Genomic DNA, 25847 nt, shown 5'->3' with positions numbered 1-25847 from the left:
CGCGCGAGCACGCGGAGCCTCACTCGGTGACACAAGCGAGTCAGCACGGCGACTCGACGGGGATTCCGCTCTTGCGCGCCGCGTCAGCCATGCGTTTGTCATAGGTGACGATGGCTTGGAGATCGCGGCCAATCGACAGTGCGGCGGCCAGGTGCAACGCGTCGAGGCTACGCAGCTCCACAGGCAGGAGCCGCCCCGCCAGGTCGAACATCTCAGTGTCGAAGGTCAGCGTGGAAAAACTCCACAGAAGCTGGCGCACCTGGGAGGCATCCGCTCCCCGGCGCACGCACGCGCGCATCAGTTCCGTGCGCGACAGTTCACTGGTCCACAAGCCGCAGTCGGCGCGGTTGATGAACGTCTCGAGCGCCTCTGTCCCCTCCTCGGGGATGATGAGCTTGACGAGCGCCGACGTGTCGAAGTAGAGCGCCATTAGTAGCGCTCTTCATCGCGCAGTTGCTGGAGAACCGGGCTGAGTGGAGGCCCTGTCGTCGGCTTTGTCGACGCGCGGTACTCCTCGTAGGTCCGAGTGGCGGGGGTTATCAACCCGCGCTCGCGGAGCCGCTCGATCGATGAGCTCGCAAGGGGGCTCATCTGCGCGACCGGGCGGCCGCGATCGGTGATGGTGATGACCTCGCCGGCGGCAACCTTGGCGACCACCTGGGAAGCGTTTTGACGCAGTTCGCGAATACCAACAGTCTCCATGTGCTACATGGTAGCACATGGAGCGTGGTGACAAGCGTCGTCAGTCCTGCAGTTTACCGACGACGCCCCGCCCGTCAGGGAGGTTTTTGGACGGCATCTGATAGGCATCGAGGTCCGCCATGGCGGGGCGCTCGAGACCCAAGTCGCGCAACTGCTGGTAGGTCGACATGCGCACGGGACCCAGCTCGGCAACGGGCTGGCCTTCCTCAGTGAGCGTGACGACTTCCCCGGATGAGGCCCGCGCGAGCGCGGCACCCACATCCTCTTTGAAATCACCAATTTCTAGAGCCCTCATAGCTCTATTCAAGCATGCCGGAGGCACTTTCAACGAACGGCAGGACCACAGTATGACACACCGCTCCCATACAACAGCCAATCGACTGACATCTCGCCATCCGCGGGTGAGAAGCGACACGTCCGACCTGCTCACCCTATGGAATAGATCGGTCTGGTTGGCGTTGAGGAAGTATCACCTCACAACTTGAAGGAGAACCATGTCCACGAACGCAATTGAGACCGTCGACCTGCTGGTCGTTGGCGGCGGCAAGGCCGGCAAGTCCCTGGCGATGGAGCGCGCGAAGGCGGGCTGGAAGGTCGCCATGGTGGAGCGTCGCTTCGTTGGCGGCACTTGCATTAACGTGGCCTGCATTCCCACGAAGTCGCTGGTCAACTCGGCTCGCCGCCTGAGCGACGCGCGCACGGACGAGTCGTTCGGCATCGTCGGTACCGAGGGCGCGCGCGTGGATCTGTCTAAGCTCCGCGCCCACAAGGAGGGCATCGTCGGCGCCATGGTGGGCGCGCACGAGAAGATGTTCGCGGCCCCGGGCCTGGACTTCATCCGCGGCGAGGCCCGCTTCACGGGCGAGCGCACGGTGACCGTCGCTCTTGAGAAGGGCGGCGAGCGCACGATCCGCGGCGAGCGCGTCCTCATCAACCTGGGTTCGCGTCCGGCGCGTCCCGCGATTCCCGGCCTGTGGGAGTCGGGCGCGTGGACGAATGAGGAGATCCTGCGCCTGGAGCAGCTCCCCTCATCCCTGGCGATCATCGGCGCCAGCTACATCGGCGTCGAGTTCGCGTCGATGATGGCGACCTTCGGCGTGGACGTCACGCTCATCTCGTCGGGCGATCACGTGCTGCCGCGCGAGGACGAGGACGCCGCCCGCGTCGTCGAGGCTGGCCTCACGTCCGCCGGCGTGCGGATTGTGCGCGGCCGCGCCGAGTCGGCCTCGCGCGAGGGCGACACGACGACGCTGACGCTCTCCGACGGCTCGACGGTGTCCGCCGAGGCGGTCCTGGTGGCCGCGGGTCGCGTGCCCAACACGGACGGCATCGGCCTGGACGAGGCCGGGGTTGAGCTGACCGATCGCGGTTTCGTCGCGGTCGACGAGCACCTGCGCACGTCGGCGCAGGGCGTGTGGGCGGCCGGCGACTGCGCGGGCACCCCCATGTTCACGCACGCCTCCTGGTCGGACTTCCGCATTATCCGCGCCCAGCTGACGGGCGCGTCCCTGGAGGATGCGACAACCACCACGCGGGGCCGCACGATCCCCTACGCCGTGTTTGCCACCCCCGAGCTGGCGCGCATCGGCCTGTCCGAGTCCGAGGCCCGCGAGGCCGGCCTCGACGTGCGTATCGCCAAGGTCCCCACGGCCGCGATCCCGCGCGCCAAGACGCTGCGCTACGCGGGCGATGGCTTCTGGAAGGCCGTCGTGGATGCGAACACGCACCAGATTCTGGGTGCCACGCTGATCGGCCCGAACGTCTCCGAGGTCATCACGGCCGTGCACGTCGCCATGGCCGGAGGCCTGACCTACGAGCAGCTGCGCTTCCTGCCGATCGCGCACCCGACCATGGGCGAGGGCCTGCAGGTTCTCTTCGATTCGCTGGGCTGAGCACCCATCGCGCCCCGGGGCACCGTGGGGCGCAGTTCAACTTCAGCCCGGATCTCTGGCGGGACCTGTGAGAGACGACGGGGCGGGTCCGAACGATGTGTTCGGACCCGCCCCTGTCGTATGTGGCGGTTTTCAGCGCCCGGGCGCGAGGTCACGGGACCGCGGGAGGCGGCCCCGGCCTCGTCCCTGAGTGGCTCAGCCGAGCCAGGCGCCCGAGCGGGCGAAGGAGTACCACGTGCCGTCGATGAGCGTGCGGCCGGTGGCCATCGCGCCCGAGGCGTGCAGGTAGTACCAGGTGCCGCCGTCGTTGACCCAGCCGCGGGCCATCTCGCCGGTGGAGGTCAGGTAGAACCAGGTGCCGTTGACGTTGACCCAGCCGGTCACCATGGCGCCCGAGGCGTCCAGGTAGTACCAGGCGCCGTTGATGGACGCCCAGCCCGTCGTCATCGCGCCGGAGGAGGCCAGGTAGTACCAGCGGTCGCCGACCTGGGCCCAGCCGGTCATCATCATGCCGGTGTCGTCAAGGAGGTACCAGGTGCCGCGGTCGTTCACCCAGCCGGTGGCGGCGCGGCCGGAGGCGCCCATCCAGTGCCAGCCCCCGTTGTAGGAGGCCCAGCCGGTGACCATGAGGCCGTTAGCGTCGAAGTAGTAGGTGTCCTCGCCGATGGTGACGGGGCGGTTCTTCGCGCAGGTGGAGTCCTCGTAGCAGTACTTCCAGCCGGCGGCGTCGTTGACCCAGGAGCCGCCCTCGTGGGCGGAGTCGTCCACGTGGAAGTGCACGGCGTCGGTGACGTCGTCATCGGCGCGCTCGTCCTTGTTGCGGCCCTCGGCGCTGAGCATCACCGAGGAGAAGGGGTCTGTCATGTCGAAGGTGGCCGTGTCGTAGGGGCCTGCGATGAGCGTGATGTCGTTGCCCGTGAAAGCGCCGGTTCCCTCCCCGGTGACGGGCTCCTGGTTCATGACCGTCAGAGTCGCCTTGGTGACGGGGCCAGAGACGGTGGCGCGCACGTAGATCGTGCCTGCGAGGTGCGCATCGGCCAGGGGACGCCAGTCGGTGGCGCCGTCGTAGGAGTACTCGATGCTGCCCAGGACCGGACGCGGCTGGTCCTTGAGCACGGCGGCCAGGGCGTTGACCAGGCCGGCACCGCGGTATTCCTTACCGTCGGTGGGTTCGGCGAGGCGGTCGAAGTTCTCGTTCGCCTGCTTCTTCATGAGGGCGATGACCTGGTCGGCCGTGTAGTCGGGGTGGATCTCCTTGATCAGCGCGGCGACGCCCGCGGCGTGCGGGGAAGCCATGGACGTGCCCGACAGGTAGCCGAAGGGCGGTTCCTTCTCCCAAGTGGGCAGGTCAGACCAGATGCGCTGGCCGGGGGCCGCGACGTCGACCGAGTTCTTGCCGTAGTTGGAGAAGCCGGCGCGCTCGAGCTTCGCGGTGGCCGGGTCGGTGCCGGTGGGCAGCTTGAGGGCGGAGACGGACAGGACGGAATCATTCAGCATGGAGGGCACGTCGATACCGCCGGCGACGTTGCGCTCGACGGCCGCACCCTCAACGTCGTTGGGGGATTCCTTGTCGGTCGTCGGGTTGTCGTGGTCGTCGTTGGAGTTGCCTTCGGCGGCGAAGTTAACGACGCCGTGGTCCTTCGCGTAGCGCACCGCGCGGGAGGCCGCTTCGAGGCCCGCGGCCTGGGAGGCCTCGTTGGGCATCCAGAAGGCGTAGGGGTCCATGTAGTAGCTGGAGTTGGACACGTCGACGTCGTGTTCGGCCGCCCAGTCGAAGGCGCAGGCGACGTATTCGGGGTAGAAGGAGCCGGCCTTATTGGAGGTCTTGATGGCGATGAGGGTCGCGTCGGGGGCGACGCCGTCGACGCCGTAGGCGTTGTGGGAGGCGGCGATGGTGCCGGCGACGTGCGTGCCGTGGTAGTGGTCATCCTTCCAGGCGGAGGGGTCCTGGTTGGGGATGCCGTTGACCTGGCAGCCGACGGAGCGGGAAGCGTCGATGCGGTCCTTCAGGTCCTGGTGGTCAGGGTCGATGCCGGTGTCCATGACGGCGACGGTGACCTTTTCGCGGGGCACGTCGACCTGCTGGGCGTCGACCGCGCCGATGGCGGCGAGGCCCCAGGCGTTGGCGTCGCCCTCGTCGGGGGTGAAGTCGTTGAGCTGGGAGTCGGCGGACAGGCCGGTCTCATGGACAGCGGCGGCCTCGTTGACGGCCGCTTCTTCGGATTCGGTCTTCGTGGGCTGCTCGGTGCGCACCTCGTCGCCGGTGACGGTCTTAAAGCGGGTGGGTCCGATGGAGTCGTAGGAGATGCCGGAGGCCACGAGGCTCTTGCCGAGGTCGGGCGCGTAGGCAGCCTTCACGGATTGGACGAAGAAGGAGTTGAACTCGGGGTATTGGGCCAGGACGACGCCGTGTTCCGAGGCCCGGGAGACGGCCGCGTTGAAGTCGTAGCGCGAGGCGGTGGCGGGCAGGTTGACCGCGTAGTTCATGACCTCGTCCTGGGCGCGAGCCTCGGAGGTGATTCCCGCGACGCCTTCCGCGTGGGTGGGGGCCCCGAACGCGGAGAGGGTGAGGCCGGCTGCGAGGGCGGCTCCTCCCGCGATGAGGGTCTTCCATGAGCGTTGATGCATCATCATTCCTCGTTTCTGTACAGATGGAGACGCGGCCCCTGGATCAGTCCAGACAACGCGCCATTTCACAATGATTACAAGGTTGCTGACAAACCTCCTAGAGGGTTTCACATTTTAAGAAGTCTTGACCTTTGGGAGGTGAGGGAGGTATGGCGAGGGGCAGTGAGGGGCGGGCCGAGGGGTGTTGCTGACTGTTGTTCCCTTGCGCGGGCAGCGCGGCCCTACTGTTTCGACGGCCTCCCACACAGCGCCCCTCCCCCTCCCCGCGCGCGCTGCGCGGCCGGGCGACTGGAGGGCCGCCTACCGCTCGAGCTGACACTTTGGTCAAGCCCAAGAGCTCAGGAGCCAGCTCGCCACCAACACTCCGCTTGACACTTCTTCAGATACTGAAACTTCCTGCGGGTCTATGCCTTAACTTTCGGCCCCCAACAAGCCTTTACGCGGAACTTTGGGGTTACCCAGCCTCCTTGACAGTTGGGCGTGATCTATCGCTTCAAGTGTGATACGGTCGGAGACGGCAGTCACACGCGAGTGATGGGAGGCACCGATGCCAGCATCCGTTTACGTGAGCTTTGACGCGCCCGAGGGGGTGCCAGCCACGCCGAGGCGGCTTCACGCTGCCCTGTCGGCGGTACTCGACTTGCCGCCGGGGGTCAGCCCGGCGAGGGCGGCGAGGTTCCCGACGCTGGCGCATCGTCCACCGCACGGTGCGGGTGGCGTGAAGCCGTATTCGCTCGGGGAGTTGAGTCGTTCGGAGTCCAGGTTCGGGGTCGAGGTGCGCTTTCTGGACGATCGCCTGGTCGACACGCTGGACGCGTGGCTGTCGTGGGGTGGCGTCATGCGTCTCGGGGCGGGAACCGAGGATGACGCGGTGCTGGTTGCGACCGAGGGCCAGATCGTCAACCAGGCGTCGTGGGAGGAGCTGGCCGAGCGCGATCAGGACACCACGTGGGAGATACGCCTGGTGACGCCGACGACGTTTTCGTCGAAGGGGAATCATGTGCCGAGCTTGTCGCCGGCGACGATTGCGACGAGCTTGCAGCAGCGCTGGTGGGCGTGGAATCGGAGGCTCGCTCCCCCACGCATCGACCGGGACGCGATGGCGAAGGTGCTGGCGACGCAGGATTTCACGCGCGCGTCCATGGTGTCGCTGGCGATGCCCCGCAACGCAGGCCAGGGCCGCTTGAGCTCGCGTCGGATCCCGGCCCACGAGGGCCACCTGCGCATCAGCGGCGTCGAGGGCGCCGAAGCGACCCGCGTCTTCTCGCGCCTCATGGCGCTGTCCGCATACACGAACGTCGGCTCACACACGAGCTTCGGCATGGGCGTCATAGACGCTGTGGCCGCATGAACCAGGCGGAGACTAAGATGAACAATCTACGAACTAACAGCACCTACGCATTCATCGTTCTCTTTTTTGCCACAGCTATCGCCATTATCGAGTTCATCCACTTCGACAATCAGACATGGCACCGCATCGCTTTCAGCTTCCTGTTCCCCGTTCTAGCCCAGCTGATAACAGTTTCTGTCGCCACCTTCATCATCGCACCATACATAAGCAAGCAGAGCCAACAATCGGACCAGAATATAGTTACAGAAGAGAATAGATCAACACAGCAAAATAACGAAGCCTCCGCCGCGGAAACTGCACATGACAGCACAAACGAAGCGGAAGAGGAAACAGAAGAAATCGATAAGGGAAATCAGGCATCATGAACAAGGTACGGCACATTTATATCGGGATCATCATTTTCCTAATCGCAGCCCTCGCTACGACATTAGTTCTGTTCGCTCAGTTCAATAACGAGACCTGGCGCCAAGTCGCAACCACATTTATATTTCCTTTCATAAATGCGATCGCCGGAGCCATCATCGTCGCAGTGGTTGGAACAATAATCGCAAACAAGGTGCTTGAAAACTACAACAAGCGCCTGTCATACGGCCTTTCCGAACGTGTCATCCAGCTAATGGGAGACAAAGAACTCTCAGATAGAGTCGCAGAGGACCTAAGCAAATCAGCCCTAATTAAGAATCGAATTATTCAAAATGAGAATGTCTCAAGGGAGGCTGACCTTATCGTCCTTTCACTTGACCTACCCCCCAAGATTGCGGAGAGAACTAAACGACAAGATCAGGCCGAAACAAGACTCGGAAGGGTCCTCGAACAACTCAAACGGAATAATGACACTCAAGGGCTGATTGTTCTAACGCCCGGAATGCTGAAGCGCCCCAACGAACATACAGATCGGTGTATCGCACGCGCCTTCAGCACTATCGTCAACGCACAAGGAAGAGTCCTGAGCGACATTCATTCGCTCCTGACAACCCTACCTCCGCGCAATGATGAGTAGGGAGGAACCGACCATGACAATTTACCTCGTCATGCTGCAGACAAACAGCAACCAGCCCTTCATCTTCTCCTCGCCTCGCCTGCGTGAGCAGATCGGCGCATCCTTTGAGATCACGCTGCTGTCCAAGTGGGTGAAGGATAAAGCAGAAGAACTCCTTGATACGAAGACCCTTCCGAGATCCTTCTGGGTTTCCGACTCGTCCGGCAAGGTGATCGTTCGCTTCACCGAGGCTGATGGCGACCCAAAGGATTTAGCGAAGCGACTGATCCGAGAGGTGACGCTCCGTGCGCTGACTGACGCCCCGGGCCTCGACGTCACGGGAGTCTTCGTCAAGGCGTCATCCAGTACGGTAGATGCGGACGACCTGCAAAAGCTTGATCGTGTCTTTTTGGAGTACTCGCTGAACCGCCGACCGGCGGCGGCGCGCTTCCCGCAGTTCCCGTTCCTGGAACGCGGCTCAGAGTCCGCTCTTCCCGCATCTGCATCGCTAGGCGCTCTGGAGTTCTCTCAGGAGTCCCTGCAGCCGAATAACTTCGACGAGTCCTCCCCTTTATCCCTCCCGTCGCGCGTGAAGCGAGCATTCGCATCGATGTCGCGAAAGCAGCAAGTCGACGATGTGAAGGAGCGGCTTGCGAAGCGAGGAAAGGAACTCAAACAAGAACCCTCGCTCGATCCAACCAAGCTTGCGGCTGCGTTCCAGGACGGCGAGGAGTTCGAGGATGCCAAGGACATGTTGTCGTCGGTCGGAGTCGTCCATATTGACGGTAACGGCGTTGGCGCGATCATGCGCGATCTCGGTTCAGCACACAGTGAGGCTCAAGAAGCTGGGGTCTGCATATCCGCTGATGAAGTCCACACTGAGCCCAATGATGCTTTGCAAGCGTTCATCATGGTGGTGAATAAGCGTCTCGACAAGACCGTGAAGGACGCCATCGCACTGTCGTGGTACGACGTTCAGGAACTGACGCCAGATACAGTCGTTCCCATCGTGCCCGTCCTCGTGGGTGGCGACGATGTCACTGTCTACACAGACGGACGATTCGCCATCCCCTTCGCCGAGGCCTACATCCGCCATTACGAGGAGCTCACGGAGAAGGACGAGCTGCTCAAACAGCTCGCGGTCGTCGCCGGCGCGAAGGAAGCGGGCCCACTCACGGCCTCGGCGGGCGTGGCCATCGTGGGCCGCAACTTCCCGTTCCACATTGCTTACGACCTGGCGGAGGGCCTGGTGTCGCGCGGGAAGAAGCTCGGCAAGAGGAAGGGGGAAGTCCCCTGTTCGACGATCGACTTCCACGTCCTGCGCGACGCGACGGTCCTCGACCCGGACGACACGCTGGACGAGTACAAGGGCCGCTCGCAGCGCCCCTTCCTGATCGGATGCTACGCGCCGGATCGGATCGGGGACGAAACCACGACCTCGTCCGAAAAAGCACCCACGACGACGTCGCAGCCGTTGTCCTCCTGGGCGCGCATCCTTCAGGCGGTCGCAGCCTTCGACGGCAAGAAACCGGACGATCCCACGCAGACCACCGGCGACCCGTTCCCGCGTGCCCGCGCGAACCGCATTGTCAAACTCCTCGCCGACTATGTCAATGTTCCTAAGGATGATAAGGCTCGATCCGAGTGCCTCGGCTACGTCCTGAAGGACAACGAAAAGGCGTTCGCGATGCAGGAGCAGATCGACAACGACAAGCAAAAGTCGGACGACGGCAAGCACAAGTCGGACAACGAGAAGAAAACCAAGCGCTGCGAGCACCCCATCTGCACAATCCGCCTCGAGTGGACGGATGCGCAGGAGAACGCGCGGGGCACGAAGGCGCTCGTGAAGGCGTTGGGGCCACTGCCCTCGAAGACGCGCCTCGACGATCCCAACGAGCACACTGAGGATTGCATCGAGCAGGTGCGATGGCTCCTGGACCTCATCGACCTGCCCGGGAACTTGCCCGACGGCTACCTCGCTTCACGGATTAGCGGGGACGCCGACTGCGTCGGCTCCCAGGAAGCAGCAGATAAATCCATCGCAGGAGGTGCCCAGTGACCACCGCTTCACCTACTACTTCTCCTACCGCGAGCGGCCACGTAACCATCGTGTTCACGTCCGACTGGGGCGTGTCCACGGGCGTCGGCCAGGCGGGTCGCACGCACTCAACAATCGAGCGCAGCAACGGCAAGCCGGTCGTGCGCGGCACGGTCATCACGGGTGTCCTGCGCGAACAAGCGATGCTGGCGGCGCGGGCTCTCGACGGGCCAGACGAGGGCAAGTGGACCAGCTTTGCCCTGTGGCTCTTCGGCCAGGACCCCGATAGCAAACCAGGTTCTGTCCCCCACCCGCGCCACGTTCTCTTCTCGGATGCGACCCCGGCCTCGAAAATCCCAATCCACGACACGGTGTCCCTCTCCATCGACCCGACCACGGGGACAGCGCGCGACCAGTTCCTGCGCTTCACGGAGCGCGCGGCAGCCGGCATCCTCACGGGCACGTTCACCCTCATCGACGAGGCCGGGGCTGAGCTCTCCGATCCGGCGACAATCGAAGCTGCGCACTTCCTCCTGGGGGTCGCGGGCCTCATGGTCCGAGGCATCGGCTCGGGCCGCAGCGGAGGCGACGGCGAGTGCACGGTGGCGGTCAGCAACGAGGACTACGCGAAGCCCGACCTGCAGGATGAGGAAGCCGCCGACGCGCTGACACGGATCCTGGCGAACGGAGAGAACGACGACATCCCCACATATTCGTCGGCAGACGTGAAGACCGTCGCAGGTCACCTGCGGAGCCGCGCTCGGGAAAGCTTGCAGGAGGTCCCAGACCTGCCAAAGGATCTTCTGGAGAGCAGCCCCCAAGACATCGCAATGCCCGGCCTTCAACAGTCGGAGTCCGGCGACACGACCTGGTACGAAACGACCCTCGACATCGTTCTTGATACGCCGGTTGTCTCCTACGAGGTCCCTTTCTCGAACGAGGTCCGTTCGTTGGACTTCCTGCGCGGAACCGTGTTGGTCCCGTGGCTGCACGGCCTGCTGCGCAAGAAGTATCAGGACAAAACCCTCGTGCACTCCGCTATCGTCAGCGGTGACCTGCGCATCAGCGATGCGCTACCGGTTTACAAGGGTGTGGCTGGGTTGCCCGTTCCTTTTGTTCTGGAGAATGAGAAGGTCCCCGAGGACAAACTCGAGGACAAAAAAGACGATAAAGAACCCTGCACACTCTTCAACAGGCATATCCCCATCGACGATCAGGAATGCGGAGACAACACGATCCCCACACGTGGCCGCTATGTCTTCGTTAAATCGAGCGGCGTTCCCGTCACGGGGTGGATCGGGAAGCCCTCGCTGATTGGTCGACAGTCGACGGCGATCAATTCAGACACGGGCGCAGCGAAAGACGGACAGCTGTTCCTCGTGCGCGCCCTGCCCACCGGGTTGAAACTGCGAGCTTCGGTTGTTGTGTCGGAACGACTACTGAGCGAGCTTCGCGGCACCGCTGCTACATCCACTGATTCACCTCTGACGCTCAACCTCGGCATTGCTGAGCAGCCAGCATTCCTCGGATCCCGCAAGCTCACGGGGACCTTCGGGCGCGCCCGCTGCACTGTGAGCAGCACCTTCACCAAGGTCGGAAGCACCCCGCCCCCGGCAGAGGGTCCTGTCACCGATGAGGGAACCCAGGCCTCGTCCTGCGAACCCACCGAGGTTGTGACTCTGTGGTTCACGTCCGACGTGCTCGCACGGTCGAGTGCTCTGGGACCAGGCGGGAGCGTTGAGGATCTGGAGCTTGCCTTCAGGCGGGCCAACGTTCCGGTCACGGTCGTTCAGGAGAGCCCCAATCAGGACTCAGACGACAAGAATCGTAAACGGATTCTGACTGCGATCCGGCACCGGCGCGTGGACTCGTGGTCGCCGAGGGATAACGCACCTCGCGCCACACGGCTGGCGATCCAAGCGGGTTCAGTAGTCCAAGTGCGTGTCTCCCCGGATGATCTGGGGTCGCTCAAGGTACTCGGGCATATCGGCGTCGGTGAGCTGACGCCCCAGGGATACGGACGCTTCCTCGTGGACTCCCCCATCCTGGCGAAAGCGACGCTCCCCTTGTTCAAGACCAGGAGTAAGAGCTTTACAGCATCAACGGAGGCTGCCTCATGACCATTTACCGCTATGACATGACGATTCCCGTGCGCGTCGTCTCCGCGCTGCACTCCGGCGGCGTCGACGAAGTACCTGAGCGCCCCATAACCGACGAGGACGGCCGGACTGTGCAGCCGAACGCTTTCGTGCGTAACGGGCTGGGTGAGGCGATCCTACCGGGTCGCTCCATCAAGGGAGCCATTCGTGCCGCATTCGAAGAACACATGAAAGAGCTTGGCTTCCGCAAAGAGGAACTCAAGAGCCTGTGGGGCGGTGAGATGCGTTCGGAGGTCGGTACTCGCAAAAAGCAACGTGAGAGCGGAACCGACGAATCCCGCCCACTGCGGGCAAGCGCCCTCACCTTCCACCACGCCGTGGTATGGGACCGTACTAAAGGCGAGCTCCCCCACCGCATGAGCACGGCCATTGACCGTGCCACCGGCGGGGCCGCAGACGGTGCACTTTTCGCGTACGAGTACCTGCCCGTGGACACGACTTTCGAGATCTGTGTCAGTGCCGAAGCCCAGGACCCGACCCGAGAACCCCCAGAAGACAAGAATGCACAGTCCACAACACCGAGCAAGGAAACAAAGGGGACACCTCCTGCACCCCCTGCTCTCGTTGAGAAAGCCCTGCAAGCGGTCGTAACACTCCTCCACGGCAAGTGCATCAGCCTCGGAGGCAGGACAGGGTCCGGTTGGGGTCGCATCGAGCCGATCAACGAGAATACTAGTTATGACTGCAAGCTGGTAGTCGTCCCCGATTCGAAGAGCGAAAAGGGGGATTCAGCTAGCGTTCTTGCTGACATACTTGACCAGCGCTCGCCTGTAGACATCGAGCCTGACAAGAACCTGGACCGTCAATCTGCATCAACCAACATCAAGATTGAGTGGCAGGCTCCGTCGGGATTATTCGTCGGAATGAACAAGCCCGACGGCATCAAATCCTCGGAAGAAGACACGGTACCCGCAGCGCCACTGCGCAACTGGCACCTCAATGACACGCATCGCGCCGATCACGGGGATGCCAATTATCCGAAAGTCGCACATGAGGACAAGGCCTCGCTGCTGCTTCCGGGCACGTCGATCCGCGGGGCGTTGCGGTCTCACTGTACTCGCATTGCTCGCAGCATCGTCAGCGACAGCGAAGGTTGCGACGAACTCACGATGCCGGAGGATGTTCACAAGCAGCTCGCCGTAGATCCGATCCTCGTCCGCTACTTGTTCGGGACAACCGAGTACCGGGGAGCGGTCCGCGTCCACGACTGCGAGGGGCAGATCCCAAGACAAGGGGAAAAGGATAAGCCTCTGAAGCTCACACGCAACGCGATCGACCGAGTCACCGGAAGCGCTGCCCACGGAGCGTTGTATTCGGAGCTGCTGTATCCGCATGCTGCATGGGATGCAATCGAGATCGAGATCGACCATGCGCAGCTATGTCGGAATATCTGCCAGGACCTCGGCGACTGCGCACTTTCAACCGTGTCCTCGTCAGACCAGGATTGTGAGCAACCGGCCATCAAAAACCGCCTGCGAGCAGCTATCCTACTCCTAACCATGGCCGTCACCGACCTCTGCAAGGGAGTCCTCCCTCTTGGAGGAGGGACAGGCGGGGGTCTCGGCTTCATCGAGGTCTCATGTGTGCGTGTCAATGGATTGCCAGACGATACATCACCTGTCGAGATCCTCTTCGAGGCAGCCGACCATCCCGAAGATTCTTGCAAGGTGCGCGAGGCTCGAGCAAACTTTGCACGAGACATTCTGACGCGTATCCTCACCGCTTTTGCGGAAGATGTTGACGAAGCAACCTCGGCTGAGCAAAGAGTCATCAACCTGATTCGACAGTGGGCGGAGCTAGGACCCGGTGACGATCAGGGAAGTTCTCTTCCCTCTCACTTCCGCCCGACGACGGTGCGGATCGGGTGGAATTCACCGACGGGCGTATTCGTGCATGACCCCCAGGCAGACGACGGAAATACTCAATATCCCCTCAGTGCTAAGAGTGCTGACAATAACGGGAAGAACAGCACAGCTCCCCTGCTACTTCCCGGCACCTCAATTCGTGGTGCACTGCGCTCCAGGTGTTCGCGGATCGCTCGAACCGTACTGTATGCCGATAATCCCCCATCACAGGTCGAGAGCTTCACTCAGGCAGATAGCGATGGCAACCAGGTACCCATCGATATTCACGAGCAACTGGCAAAAGAGCCACGGCTCGTGCGTTACATGTTCGGTACCACCGAATATCGTGGGGCAGTTCGAGTCCGAGACTGTACGACGAAGGACACCGGACCGTCAGTCACGGTCACTCATAATGCAATCGACCGGTGGACCGGCGGAGTCGTCGAGGGGCTCCTGTTCAACGAGGTGACCTATCCGCACGCGACGTGGAATGACATCGTGATCGAGGTTGACACCGCACGTCTTCTTCAGAACGTGAAGACCGAATCGGGTATCGGCGGCCTACCACTCGACGAGTGTTTACCCTTCGCCCGAGCGTCCTGGTGTCTCCTGTGTATTGCCCTAGCGGAACTCAGCGCGGGCACGCTTCCGCTCGGAGGCAGGACAACCCGAGGCCACGGCCAAGTTGAGGTAACGAGCCTCAGCGTGGCTGGCGCTGATGGTCAGGTCGTAAATACTCCACCAGAAGAGATTTTGTGGAAACGCAACGATAGCAGTGAAGATGATGCGCGCGGAGGCGCAACAGCACTTCTGGCCTATCTGAGAAACAAGACAGAGAAAGAACCCTCATATGAGGATTGGGCTGAACGTTTACAAAAGCTCGAAGAGCCAACAAACGGGGCCTCCACGCCTAATGAGAGCGACGAGCAATGAATGAGACAAATATCGATAACCACGGGCACGCAGCAAACCTGCTCCCCTGCCACCTAACGACCACCAATCACATAATCGGTAACGCTACTGCGCTCACTGCGTATATCGATGAGAAATCTGCTGCCCACGAGTTCGCCGGCATTGTATGGACAACCAACGGTACGCACCGAGTGCCGGATGTAAAGTCCGCAAGCTTCGATGACTCACGCACTTATGAGATCCGCCTCTGGCGGGTCATTGACAGTGACAGCGCAGACTCGACGCTTGCCCACGAGTTCCGTTGGGTAAACGGCGTGGGTGCCGTTGAGCTGACACTCACGAAAGGCACAGCCAACGCAGCGTCCGAAGGCTCGGAGCCAAAACCCGTCAGTGGATGGTTCCACAAGGTGAGCTATCTGCAGCACGAGTCCGCAGCGGACAGTGATGCAGATTCAACCTCGGAGGCCCCCTCCGCTCAGACAGGCAAGAGCAAAGAAAACGCCACCACCAAGCAGATGACGGCAGTCGAGTTCATACGCGAAGAGGATAAGTACGGAAACACGGTCGTGGTCGACCAGCTATTCACGGGAGAATGGAACTAATCATGTCAAGCAACAAACAAAAGCCGGAATCCACTTCTTTCCATTCATCAGTGAACTGCATCCCAGTATTACGCTCCTCCTTTCAAAGGCCCGCACCCAGCAGCACAAAGGCTCAAGAACAGAGCGGCTCCGTCTACCCTAATCTTACTGAAGAGATAACAACCTTTCTGGCTGACAAAATACCCACCCCCCTTGACCACCTAGGAATTGATACATATAATGGATCTCTCCGCCTATCAATTGAAGTGATGACAGCCCTTATTTTTGGTAATCAAAAGAAATCAAAAGGAACGCCTGCTGAAATCTCAATCCCCATCGATCCAACAACTAAAAATCCATTAATTTCCCCAGCAATGATTAAAGGCATGATCTCAAACGCATACGAACGTTTGACAGCCTCACGTTTCCGCGCCTTCGGCGAACACAACGCTACTCTGACATACAGGGCAGATCCAGCTGCCGCTCTCGAACTTGTGCCGGTAAGACTAAATGATAAGTACGACCAGGGCACTCACCGAGGGAAACTGCTGTACGGTCCGAGGCGTGCTCTCTACGCAAAACTACTGACACATGAAACCGACGGGGACGAGGAAAACAAGAAGCGACTCCCCCTCCTCAAGGACTCTCCCGTCTGGAACAAGCTCCAACACGGCAAACTCATTGACTTTATGGCAAAAAAGATTGAGGATTCGTATATCGTCACACAGATCAAAGCTAGAGAGGATAAGGTATACTCGCAGCTCAACATTCCAGACTGGGTCACTAATTCGGATAGTGAGGAAACCGCACATACGGGCTGGTTTTATTCCACCACACCTGACCACATCCTCAAGGCTGGAAAGTCTATATTCGATTCTAAACTATCCGAGCGAATCTTCTTCAATGACCAGCCTAGCAATTGTGAAGAAATTGAGATCGATCCCGTAGTGGCAGAGACCTACGATCAGATTATCTGGTCATACTCCTACGACTCAACAGATCCCACTTCAAAGATACCAACTAAACCAAGCAGATTCGTTATCGATCGAGCAGGCAACAAGGACATAGATCCGATCAACCACTCCGGTCTGCTAGCATATGCCCGCCTCAATGGCAGGAAGGTCGTTGAGCTCATGCCTACGCAGGTCGGCAGACGCAACTATTCGCGGAGTCCACGCAGCTTAGCACGGGCACAGGGAGTGCTCCCGGTTGTCGACGCGTTCGAGGCTTCCCCTGCCGACCATATCTTTGGTTTCACATCCAACGACACTCAGAGGCCCTCCGATCAGTCAAACAGACAGGCATCGCACCTTAGAGGAAGAATTACAATCAGCGCAGTTGACACAAGCGGCGTAACACCGAAGGATATAAGATTGGATCTTCGCCCGCTTCTCGAACCAAAGACAAATTCGGCTCGCCGTTTTCTCACTGATGCCTCAGGCCACACGATCAGCGGACGTCCTAGACCTGGTTACTATTCCAAAGGCGACTTCCTCGGTGCGGCTTCATATGGATTTCGACGCGGAGATGCAGGAATTAAGAAAAAGGGGGACGGACGCTTAGATTACGCAACCCTAGCGTCTTATGAAAAAGAGCAATCAGAAGAGAATCCTAGACGACAGGAGAAGACGAATCAGGATATCTATTCCACAGCAATAAGCTGGATTCCACGCAGCAGCACATTCCAATGCACTCTTCATTTTGAAGGGTTACGAAAAGAGGAGCTCTGGACACTCCTTTGGGTTCTAGACTCTAAGCTCCTAGGACGGTACGCACAGAAGGAGCAACATCTGCCAGATTCTAATCAAAAGGATGGCAAAGTTCCCGATGAGGGCTACCTGCGAATGGGTATGGGTAAGCCTCTCGGCCTTGGGGTAGTTCGCACATCCTTTTCTGCACTTAGCTGCATCAAAACAGCTTCTCCAAACAACAGTAACGTATTTGGACTTGTTGACGACTACAAAGCTCTCAAAGGATGCCTAGGAGTCATCGACCCCGAGATAGATGAGCTTAACGAGGATTGGAAAGAGGAATTCTTTAAGGATGCAGAGGACTTCTATCAGGTTCTTTCCAACACACCATGGTGCAAAGCTTTTCTCAGGTCTTGCCTAGGCTATCCCGGCAGTACTGATGTTCGTTACATGACACTGAGCGAGAATCAACAAAATAATAAGACCGAGTCTGACGGAAAGATTAAGTCTGGGCGCGGACAGGCCCCACGCCCACTCGCTGCCGACAACTGGGACGAGGCTCTGAAAATACCGAAGAAACCAAACTGAGCACAGCTACGAGCGCCGCCGTGAGTTCCAGTGTTGCCTCAAGACAACAGGCATCAAGTCTTGTCTGGGTATGTGCCTACGCCACGCCCGCTAGCCTCTCACCACACTCCCCGGCACAACCCCACGTCGTCCAGTGCTACGGCCGCGCCGAGTATGTCGGCACGGTCGGCGCAGGATGAGCAGATGGGGTAGATGTGGATGACGTCGTCGCTCTCCGAAATGAGGACAGCTAGAGACGAGCGCACGCACGCCAGCGTGGCGGAATCGAGGCGGAGTTGGAACACGGATTCTTGGATGCGGTAGCCCCAGGATTCCAGTGTTTTCGCGACGCGGAGCCGCCGTTTGTTGTCGGCGATGTCGTAGGCGATGATGTAGATCATCGCCAGGCGACCCCGCTCCACTGGTAGTCGGGTTCCGCGATGGCTCGCGCCAGCATCTGCGCGGAGTGGGCGATGTGCCTGCGCCACGACCCCGAGTATCCGGGGAGGGCACCGGTGACGGATCGCTGGCAGGCGGCCTCGTACGCGTCGACGAGGATTTTCTTGCCGTCGCTGCCCAGCCACACTCCCCCGGCTTCGGCCTCGACGACGCCGTGTTCGGGCCGGAGTTTGCGCGTGCGCAGGAGTGCCATGACGGTTTGGTCGACCAGGAGTGGGCGGAATTGTTCCATGAGGTCCAGCGCCAGGCTGGGCCGCTTGTCGGTGGGCGCGTGCGCGATGCCGAGGCTCGGTTCGAGCCCGGCGGCGTGGAGCGCGCCGACGCATTCGGACAGGAGGATGGCGTACCCGTAGGACAGGGCGGCGTTGGGCAGGTCGCGGGGTGGGCGTCGGCTGCGCCCGTCGAAGGTAACGTCGGCGGGTGCGCACGCGGCGAGCGCGTCGAAGTAGGCGTTGGAGCACGCGCCTTCGATGCCCATGATCTCGTCGAGGGTGCGCGCATCCGTGAGCGAGCGACGCCACGCGTGCATTTGTGCGGTCGTGTCGGCGACGTGCACGGTTTCGTCGCGTCGGGCGATGCGGGTGAGGACGTGGATTTGGCCGCGGATTTTCGCGCCGATGAGGCTGGCGGCCAGGCGGACGCGCCGCTCATGGTCGCCGACGAGGGCGACTTGCGCGAGGAGCCTGCTGGCGTGCGCTCCCCTGTTGGCGCCGATGAGGGTGCCTTGGTAGGAGCCTCGCCGCGACAGGCACACGACGTCGACGCCACTGCGCATCGCCCACGAGCGCGCGCCGGCGGACAGGCCGACGTTTCCGGACAGGACGATGCGCGTGACGCTGTTTTTCGGCACGGAGGTGGCGGGCAGCGAGCCGGGCGCGTCTACGAGGACGCGGCCCGCTTTGACATGGACGCGTGCGCCGTCGCGGCCGACGTAGAGGATGCGGTCGGCTTGGCCTGTGTGTTCGTCGCTGGACCGGGTGGCCCACGGGTCGATGCCGATGCTCGCGAGGGCGTTCTCCTCGTCAATGTACTGGGTCGTCACGTCGGTGAGGCGCGCGCCCGCGCCAATGGCCGCGACCGCGACGGTGTAGATGGGCTCTTCCGAGTTGAGTGTGGGTGACCGGGTGTTGGTCGGGGGTTGCGGGTAGAGGTCGAGGTCCTTGATGATGAGCGGACTTCTACCCCCGCTGTCGTCAAGGACCTCGACAATGTCTCACCCTACCTGCTGCTGCTGCGTGTCGCTTGATCGTTGTGATCGGTGTGATCTGCTCGTCGGTTTGGAGGGCTTCCATCTGATGAGCGTGGCTCGCACCCCAAATGCGCTGGTGCTCGACATAGAGTCCTGTGATCGCTGTGCTGGCTGCCCGGGTTGTGGGGTGATCGCACAAGGCCACGGGCGCGTGGTCGTGGAGGTCATCGACGCGCCCTGGGCCGGGGTCCCGGCGCGGATCCGATGGTTTAAGCGCCGATGGATATGCCGCGAAACCACCTGCCAGACGGTGACATTCCTGGAGCATGACGAGCAGATGTGCGCACCCCGGGCGCGTCTGGGCGCCCGGGCGATCCGCTGGGCGATCCGACAGTTGCGCTTCGAGGGAGCCACCATTGCAGGATTGGCCCGCCAGTTAGGAACCACGTGGAACACCGTGTGGTCCCATATCAAGCCGTATCTGCAAGCCGCATCTGATGACCCTGCCCGTTTCACGGGAGTGCGGGTGCTGGGGGTTGACGAGCACGTATGGCACCACCAGGACCGACGCCGACGGGGGCCCCGTGAGCTCACCGGCATCGTAGACCTGACGCGAGGGGAGGATCACCCCACGGCCCGCTTGTTAGACCTGGTCCCGGGAAGGTCTGGCACCGTGCATGAGAACTGGCTAGAAGAGCGCGGCGAAGACTTCCCCTCCGGTATCCAGATCGCGACGCTAGATCCCTTCCAAGGATATAAAAACGCCATTGACGACCAGCTCCAAGACACCACCAGCGTCCTCGACGCCTTTCACATCGTCAAGCTCGCTGGCGACGCCCCAGGTGAGGTGCGTCGCCGCGTCCAGCAAGACACCCTGGGTCACCGCGGACGCAAGGGTGATCCCCTCTATCAAATCCGGCTTCTTTTGCGCGCCTCGCGTGATCGGCTCACGAAGCGTCAACAAGAACGCCTCCGTGAGGCCTTCACGGCAGATGAAGCGCATATCAGTGTTAAAGCCGCCTACCGCTGCGCCCAGCAAGTGCGCGAGGTCTTCCACCAAGACACACCCACCCAAGGCCAACGCCCGGCAGCTCGTCTCATCCAGCGCCTACCAACGTGTCCCATCCCCGAAATCGCTCGCCTGGGCCGGACCCTACGCAAGTGGAAGGACGCCTTCTTGGCCTACTTCGATACCGACGGAGCCAGCAACGCACCGCACGGAAGCCATCAACGGAATCATCGAGCTGGGCAGACGCACCGCCAGAGGCTACCGCAACCCCACCAACTACAAACTCCGAATGCTCCTCATCGCAGGAGGCCTAGACGCCTCCACCCACACTCAACTCTGAAGAGCCTGTAGATGGCGTCGGCCAGGCACTGGTCGCTTGGTGCCGCGAGCATGAGGGCGGTTTCGACTCGCGAGTAGCGCAGGCCTCGCCCAGTGGCGTACCTGTCAAGGTCCAGCAGGGCCGCGTCGGCGAGCACGCTCGCGATCGGGTTGGTGTCCGAGGCCTGGGCGAGTTCGTCGATAATGGTGGTGTCGGTGTCGGGCAGGCCTAGTGCCGAGAGTGCCGCGCGGGTCACGAGGCCTGGGTCGGCCGAGCGGATAGTGGCTCGCGCCAGGTGGTGGTTGCCGTGGTCGTAGTCGTCGACAACTCCCCTACTGAAGGCATCGTGTCCTGCGCGCGTGTCGTCGTAGGTGCCGTGGGGGCGTTCTGCGGCGAGGCGGCGTACGAGGGTTTCGCGCACTGATTCGGCCAGGAGCGCGCGGGTGATGGTGTCAGCCGTCGTGAGAGTGTTCGCGTCGAGTGCGGTGATGCGTGGATGGACCCAGTCGCTCGCGGCGAGGAGGCGGACCTGCTCGTCGGTGAGGCTTCCTGACATGGGGGTGTTCGCTCTGGTGGGGTCCGGGTGTGCTGTGAGAAGTCTGCGTCTGGCGCGAGTGAGGGCCTCGGGGCTGGTTGCTTCTCTCAGGGACGAGGCCGTGGCAGGTGTCGTCATTGTCTGTCCTTCCACTCAACAACCTTGCAGTTACTCGCCAAGCGTCAAGCGTTATGGAGAAGCGACACGCCGATGATGGCGGCGATTTCCGGGACAGAGTCGGCCCCGCAGGCGTTCCGCGGCGATGCGAGCAGTCGCAACGAAAAGTCTGGTAATCTAACCTCGTGCTTGCTGGCCGGAGGGGTGCTTTTTCGGCCACTGGCGATCCGGTACGACGTTTTCCCTGGCCACAGGGGGTGCGACACGCCGGGCAGTCAGAAAGCACCGAGCGCCAAAAGGTGCATTAAGACTGGTTCGCATGAATTGCAGATCAGGGTAGATTTCTGTGAGTCAGAAAGCACCGAGCGCCAAAAGGTGCATTAAGACTTCTCCTTTCTTAGCGCTTAAAAGTGCAGTAGTAGCAGGTCAGAAAGCACCGAGCGCCAAAAGGTGCATTAAGACGTTCAACTTAGGCTTGTCGTACACGGACTCCCTAACTGGTCAGAAAGCACCGAGCGCCAAAAGGTGCATTAAGACCTAATCAGATCGTTAGCAAGCGCAAACGCAATGCCAAGTCAGAAAGCACCGAGCGCCAAAAGGTGCATTAAGACGCCTGCGCGGCGATCATCGAGACGATGTAGACGCGAGTCAGAAAGCACCGAGCACCAAAAGGTGCATTAAGACCATGATGCCGCGCACGTCCTGCCGCTCCTCGATGGTGTGTCAGAAAGCACCGAGCGCCAAAAGGTGCATTAAGACTGATAGGACTCGACTTGCTAACTTTCGCTTTGGCGAGTCAGAAAGCACCGAGCGCCAAAAGGTGCATTAAGACGCACCAACGCCTGCGGACACCTACGACCAACCGGCTCACCGTCAGAAAGCACCGAGCGCCAAAAGGTGCATTAAGACCGGTAATTCGCGGCAACCTTAATGGCAACTGCCCCGCCCTTCGTCAGAAAGCACCGAGCGCCAAAAGGTGCATTAAGACCGGTAATTCGCGGCAACCTTAATGGCAACTGCCCCGCCCTTCGTCAGAAAGCACCGAGCGCCAAAAGGTGCATTAAGACTTTCACGAACTCCTCATACGAACCGAATTGTTCGATCTGTCAGAAAGCACCGAGCGCCAAAAGGTGCATTAAGACTGAATGAACGGTTTGATCGCAGCGGTCATGATACGCAGTCAGAAAGCACCGAGCGCCAAAAGGTGCATTAAGACGGCGTCGTGCTCGATTATGTGAACACGCGGACACCGTCGGTCAGAAAGCACCGAGCGCCAAAAGGTGCATTAAGACCGAGGAGCTGGTGACCGAGGCGAGCGACTTCAACGACGGTCAGAAAGCACCGAGCGCCAAAAGGTGCATTAAGACCCGGGCGTATAGTTCTTCCATGGGGGTACCCGATGAAAGGTCAGAAAGCACCGAGCGCCAAAAGGTGCATTAAGACCCGGGCGTATAGTTCTTCCATGGGGGTACCCGATGAAAGGTCAGAAAGCACCGAGCGCCAAAAGGTGCATTAAGACGCAAACCCAGGGTTTTCGTCCACAAAGTCCGCGATAGGTCAGAAAGCACCGAGCGCCAAAAGGTGCATTAAGACCCACGTGTTGAACACCTGGCACATGTTCAGTGTGTCGAGTCAGAAAGCACCGAGCGCCAAAAGGTGCATTAAGACACTGGAGGGCGACGGATGCCTGGATGCCCCGTCCTCGGTCAGAAAGCACCGAGCGCCAAAAGGTGCATTAAGACAGACGCACGAAGCCCTCGCGGACGCGGACGAAGTCTCCGTCAGAAAGCACCGAGCGCCCCAAATTTCGCACGTAATTCCCTTCTTTCAACTCTGTACCAACTCTCAGAAATCGCGGAATTTCAACGATCCGACTTCAAACGTTGAAACAACAGGCCGGGAATTACGTGCAACATTTTTGCGGAACCATCCGCGGCCCGCACCAAACGGCGCATTAAGACAAATCAACGAACCACGTCTGTCGGCGCATGTAGCAGGTCAGAAAGCACCGAGCGCCAAAAGGTGCATTAAGACTGGTTATCCTGGGTCGCGGTAGGCAGCACGATCGTGAGTCAGAAAGCACCGAGCACCAAAAGGTGCATTAAGACCCCCGGTAGACCAGCGCCTCCATAGGCGTGCGCCCCAGGTCAGAAAGCACCGAGCGCCAAAAGGTGCATTAAGACAGTCCGAGTGCGTAGCCGACGATGGAGAGGAAGGCCAGGGTCAGATAGCACCGAGCGCCAAAAGGTGCATTAAGACCGACGAACGACGCAGGCTTGATGCCCGAGCCGATCTCTTGTCAGAAAACACCGAGCGCAAAAAGGTGCATTAAGACCCGAAGCACATCGGCTTCTGCTGAGACAGCAGCGCGGTCAGAAAGCACCGAGCGCCAAAAGGTGCATTAAGACGACAACCACGCGAACACGGCCAGGACAAGGATAATAGTCAGAGAGCACCGAGCACCAAAAGGCGCATTAAGACCAGGAGCGAGCATAGCTCGCCATAGCTCACAGTGCCCGAGTCAGAAAGCAGCGAGCACCAAAAGGTGCATTAAGACTTCATGGTGTCCCTGCGTTCCATGAGCTTGACGACGACACGTCAGAAAGCACCGAGCGCAAAAGGTGCTTTAAGACGCGGCGACGATACGGTCTGCGCCTTCAATGGGGGTGAGTCAGAAAGCACCAGGCGCCAAAAGGTGCATTAGGACAGCTCACTGCGGGTCTGCCACGAGCGATGCTTACAGGTCAGAAAGCAACGAGCACCAGACGGTGCACTAGATCCACGCGCATTTGCTCGCACCCCTGCCACGGGTACGTGTCAGACATCAACAGAGTCTCAGTAGTCGACAGCGCCACAACGCAGCAGTGCCGAATCAACACCCACACGGCAATGAGGCGACGCTCGCTTCCACTACCAGCGACGAACGCTCACTCGGTGACACGACGCCCCGCGCTCCCCCACGCGAGTAGATAACGTTCACTCGCACCAGGCGGAGCACGCGAAGCTCCCCACGCACACGAGCACCACCCCCGCCGCAGGCACAGTACGCCACGGTCAGCGATTCCCGAACCATTCGCGACTCGCTCACGAAACAAACTCCCCTTCGGAGGCATTCCGCGAAGCGCATGTGTCCGCACATCATCTTGTCTAGCGAGGTCAACGTCAGCTCGTGTGGGTACATGCACGTTCCTCCCCTCTGGGCGGGAGGATGTGCGTTGGTGGCTACCGTGCATTCTTGGTATTGTTGCGTGTTTCGGAGCGTAGTCTGGTCAGCGAAGGGCGCGTCTCCGATGGCAGGGGCGCGCGGGAGGACACCTCGCGGTCAAGTCCTGTGGGGTGGTGTAATCGTTTTGTGTCCTTCGGGTTGGGTTATGCGCTGAGTTGGAGTGGGGTGTCCTCCTGTTGGGTGGGTTGGGGTGTGAGTCGTGATTTGGTGAGGATGTCGAGGCTGAGGTAGCGTCGGCCTTCGGCCCATTCGTCGTTTTGTTCGGCTAGGACGGCTCCGACCAGGCGGATGATGGCCTGGCGGTTGGGGAAGATTCCCACGGAGTCGGTGCGTCGGCGGATTTCGCGGTTGAGGCGCTCATTGGGGTTGTTGGACCAGATCTGGGTCCATACCCCGGTGGGGAAGGACGCGAACGCGAGGACGTCTGCCCTGGCTTGATCGAGGTGATCACACACGGTGGGGAGCTTGTCGTGGACGTAGTCCAAGAGCCGGTCGTATTGAGCGTTGACCGATGCGGCGTCGGGTTGGTCGTACACCGAGTGCAGCATCGCTTTGACAGCGGGCCATAGCGTTTTGGGGGTGACCGACATGAGATTCGCGGCGTAGTGGGTGCGGCATCGTTGCCAGGCGGCTCCGGGCAGGTTCGCTGCGATGGCCTCAACTAGGCCCAGATGGGCGTCGCTGGTGACCAGGCGCACGCCGGTGAGGCCTCGGGCGACCAGGTCAGCGAAGAACTCCTTCCAGGCTGGACCGGTCTCGCTGGTGGATGCGCGCACCCCCAGTACTTCGCGGTGTCCGTCATTGTTGACTCCGGTGGCAACCAGGACCGCGCACGAGACGACGCGCCCTCCTTCGCGCACCTTCATGGTCAGTGCGTCAGCGGCGACGAACGTGAAAGGCCCGGCATCGTGGAGGGGGCGATGACGGAACTCGTCCACGTGTTCGTCCAGGTCGGCTGCCATACGTGAGACCTGGGACTTCGACAGTCCTGTGATCCCCAGGGTTTTGACGAGCTTGTCCATACGGCGCGTGGATACTCCTGCCAGGTAGCAGTCAGCGACCACTGTGATCAAGGCGCTTTCGCAGCGTTTACGGCGCTGAAGCAACCACTCTGGAAAGTAGGTTCCTGAGCGCAGCTTGGGGATCGCCACGTCAATGGTGCCGACCCTGGTGTCCAGGGGCCGGTAGCGATACCCATTGCGCCTGGCGTGACGCTGCGGGTCTTGTTGGCCCCACTGGGCCCCGCACACCGCATCAGCGTCCGCTGATAACAACGCGTTAATGACGTGCTGGAGCAGGGAACGCATCAAATCCGGGGATGCCTGGGATAACGCCTCGCCAAGCAGGCCAGCAGGGTCGATAATATGAGGAGCGGTCATCGTTGTGCCTCCAAATCGTTTCGAGTCAGAAGTAGAGAGCTTTCTCGAAGGATCACACGGTGACCGCACCCATATCAAACGGGCCGACCACCACACGGTTACACCACTATGCGGGACACTACTCACCTCGCCGTGGAGGTTGATAGATCATGATGGTTCCGCCGTTGTCTGAGCGTCCCGTGACCGACGAGAATACGAGGAGCGTTTCCGCCGCGAGTCGACGCCGCGTAAGTACACGCTGCGCCGACGGTGGGCCGATTATCGCGCCGA

Annotated in this window: 18 protein-coding genes and 2 CRISPR repeat arrays; of the genes, 10 read left to right on the top strand and 8 right to left on the bottom strand. The window is 60.8% G+C overall.

Features of this window, described 5'->3' with window-relative positions:
* Positions 1-40: 40 nt before the first annotated feature.
* From QU663_RS03490 to QU663_RS03480, 3 genes are read right to left on the bottom strand one after another with little or no spacing between them, the layout of a single operon-like run.
* Positions 41-430, bottom strand: a complete 390-nt coding sequence (locus QU663_RS03490; RefSeq protein ID WP_009057585.1) for a type II toxin-antitoxin system VapC family toxin — start codon at positions 428-430, stop codon at positions 41-43.
* On the bottom strand, positions 430-702 hold the full coding sequence (locus QU663_RS03485) for a type II toxin-antitoxin system Phd/YefM family antitoxin (RefSeq protein ID WP_009057581.1): 273 nt from the start codon (positions 700-702) through the stop codon (positions 430-432). Before QU663_RS03485 ends, QU663_RS03490 begins: the two co-directional genes overlap by 1 nt.
* A 40-nt stretch (positions 703-742) precedes the next feature.
* Entirely contained in the window at positions 743-997 is a 255-nt protein-coding gene (locus QU663_RS03480; RefSeq protein WP_021611612.1) for a type II toxin-antitoxin system Phd/YefM family antitoxin, read from the bottom strand.
* Positions 998-1196: 199 nt separating this feature from the next.
* Between QU663_RS03480 and QU663_RS03475 the strand changes: the two genes are divergently transcribed.
* The gene (locus QU663_RS03475) at positions 1197-2594 is read left to right on the top strand and encodes an NAD(P)/FAD-dependent oxidoreductase (RefSeq protein WP_021611611.1); all 1398 of its coding nucleotides are present in this window, start codon (positions 1197-1199) and stop codon (positions 2592-2594) included.
* A gap of 195 nt (positions 2595-2789) precedes the next feature.
* Here QU663_RS03475 and QU663_RS03470 read toward each other — a convergent pair whose 3' ends face one another.
* The gene (locus tag QU663_RS03470; RefSeq protein ID WP_034480918.1) at positions 2790-5222 is read right to left on the bottom strand and encodes a S8 family serine peptidase; all 2433 of its coding nucleotides are present in this window, start codon (positions 5220-5222) and stop codon (positions 2790-2792) included.
* A gap of 775 nt (positions 5223-5997) precedes the next feature.
* Here QU663_RS03470 and cas6 point away from each other — a divergent pair.
* The 8 genes from cas6 to QU663_RS03430 are packed head-to-tail and all read left to right on the top strand — an operon-like array spanning position 5998 to position 17365.
* Positions 5998-6573 (top strand): CRISPR system precrRNA processing endoribonuclease RAMP protein Cas6, encoded by a 576-nt coding sequence (cas6, locus tag QU663_RS03465; protein ID WP_232210921.1) that lies wholly within the window; start codon positions 5998-6000, stop codon positions 6571-6573.
* 17 nt (positions 6574-6590) lie between these two features.
* Positions 6591-6938 carry a hypothetical protein gene (locus tag QU663_RS03460; RefSeq protein WP_156912133.1) on the top strand — a complete coding sequence of 116 codons (348 nt, stop codon included), beginning with the start codon at positions 6591-6593 and terminating at the stop codon, positions 6936-6938.
* On the top strand, positions 6935-7573 hold the full coding sequence (locus QU663_RS03455; RefSeq protein ID WP_021611516.1) for a hypothetical protein: 639 nt from the start codon (positions 6935-6937) through the stop codon (positions 7571-7573). The genes QU663_RS03460 and QU663_RS03455 overlap by 4 nt, the downstream gene beginning before the upstream one ends.
* A 13-nt stretch (positions 7574-7586) precedes the next feature.
* Entirely contained in the window at positions 7587-9611 is a 2025-nt protein-coding gene (locus QU663_RS03450) for a hypothetical protein (RefSeq protein WP_034480911.1), read from the top strand.
* Positions 9608-11710, top strand: coding sequence for an RAMP superfamily CRISPR-associated protein (locus QU663_RS03445; RefSeq protein WP_034480908.1), 2103 nt, complete (start codon positions 9608-9610; stop codon positions 11708-11710). Before QU663_RS03450 ends, QU663_RS03445 begins: the two co-directional genes overlap by 4 nt.
* On the top strand, positions 11707-14526 hold the full coding sequence (locus tag QU663_RS03440; protein WP_021611513.1) for an RAMP superfamily CRISPR-associated protein: 2820 nt from the start codon (positions 11707-11709) through the stop codon (positions 14524-14526). Before QU663_RS03445 ends, QU663_RS03440 begins: the two co-directional genes overlap by 4 nt.
* Positions 14523-15107, top strand: a complete 585-nt coding sequence (locus QU663_RS03435) for a hypothetical protein (protein WP_021611512.1) — start codon at positions 14523-14525, stop codon at positions 15105-15107. Before QU663_RS03440 ends, QU663_RS03435 begins: the two co-directional genes overlap by 4 nt.
* A gap of 2 nt (positions 15108-15109) precedes the next feature.
* A complete protein-coding gene (locus tag QU663_RS03430; RefSeq protein ID WP_021611511.1) occupies positions 15110-17365 on the top strand; it encodes an RAMP superfamily CRISPR-associated protein in 2256 nt (751 codons plus the stop codon).
* 98 nt (positions 17366-17463) lie between these two features.
* Here QU663_RS03430 and cas2 read toward each other — a convergent pair whose 3' ends face one another.
* Both cas2 and cas1 read right to left on the bottom strand, forming a co-directional pair.
* The gene (cas2, locus tag QU663_RS03425; protein ID WP_021611510.1) at positions 17464-17745 is read right to left on the bottom strand and encodes a CRISPR-associated endonuclease Cas2; all 282 of its coding nucleotides are present in this window, start codon (positions 17743-17745) and stop codon (positions 17464-17466) included.
* Positions 17742-18845, bottom strand: coding sequence for a CRISPR-associated endonuclease Cas1 (gene cas1 / locus QU663_RS03420; protein WP_304990680.1), 1104 nt, complete (start codon positions 18843-18845; stop codon positions 17742-17744). Before cas1 ends, cas2 begins: the two co-directional genes overlap by 4 nt.
* Positions 18846-18966: 121 nt before the next feature.
* On the opposite strand from cas1, the gene QU663_RS03415 reads away from it, so the two are divergent.
* A complete protein-coding gene (locus QU663_RS03415; protein WP_370465141.1) occupies positions 18967-20352 on the top strand; it encodes an ISL3 family transposase in 1386 nt (461 codons plus the stop codon).
* Here the strand turns inward: QU663_RS03415 and QU663_RS03410 are convergent.
* Both QU663_RS03410 and QU663_RS03405 read right to left on the bottom strand, forming a co-directional pair.
* Positions 20298-20993 (bottom strand): hypothetical protein, encoded by a 696-nt coding sequence (locus QU663_RS03410; RefSeq protein WP_304990679.1) that lies wholly within the window; start codon positions 20991-20993, stop codon positions 20298-20300. The two genes, QU663_RS03415 and QU663_RS03410, sit on opposite strands and share 55 nt — an antisense overlap.
* Before the next feature lie 253 nt (positions 20994-21246).
* Positions 21247-22789: direct repeats of the CRISPR family, unit length 37 nt; unit sequence GTCAGAAAGCACCGAGCGCCAAAAGGTGCATTAAGAC.
* Between the two features lie 180 nt (positions 22790-22969).
* Positions 22970-23752: a CRISPR direct-repeat array (repeat unit 18 nt; unit sequence CAAAAGGTGCATTAAGAC).
* Between the two features lie 589 nt (positions 23753-24341).
* Positions 24342-25577 carry an IS256 family transposase gene (locus QU663_RS03405; RefSeq protein WP_304990678.1) on the bottom strand — a complete coding sequence of 412 codons (1236 nt, stop codon included), beginning with the start codon at positions 25575-25577 and terminating at the stop codon, positions 24342-24344.
* Positions 25578-25847 lie beyond the last annotated feature (270 nt).

Origin of the sequence: Schaalia sp. HMT-172 (assembly GCF_030644365.1) — a bacterium.
GTDB lineage: Bacteria > Actinomycetota > Actinomycetes > Actinomycetales > Actinomycetaceae > Pauljensenia.
This window is presented reverse-complemented; position numbering and strand designations above follow the sequence as displayed.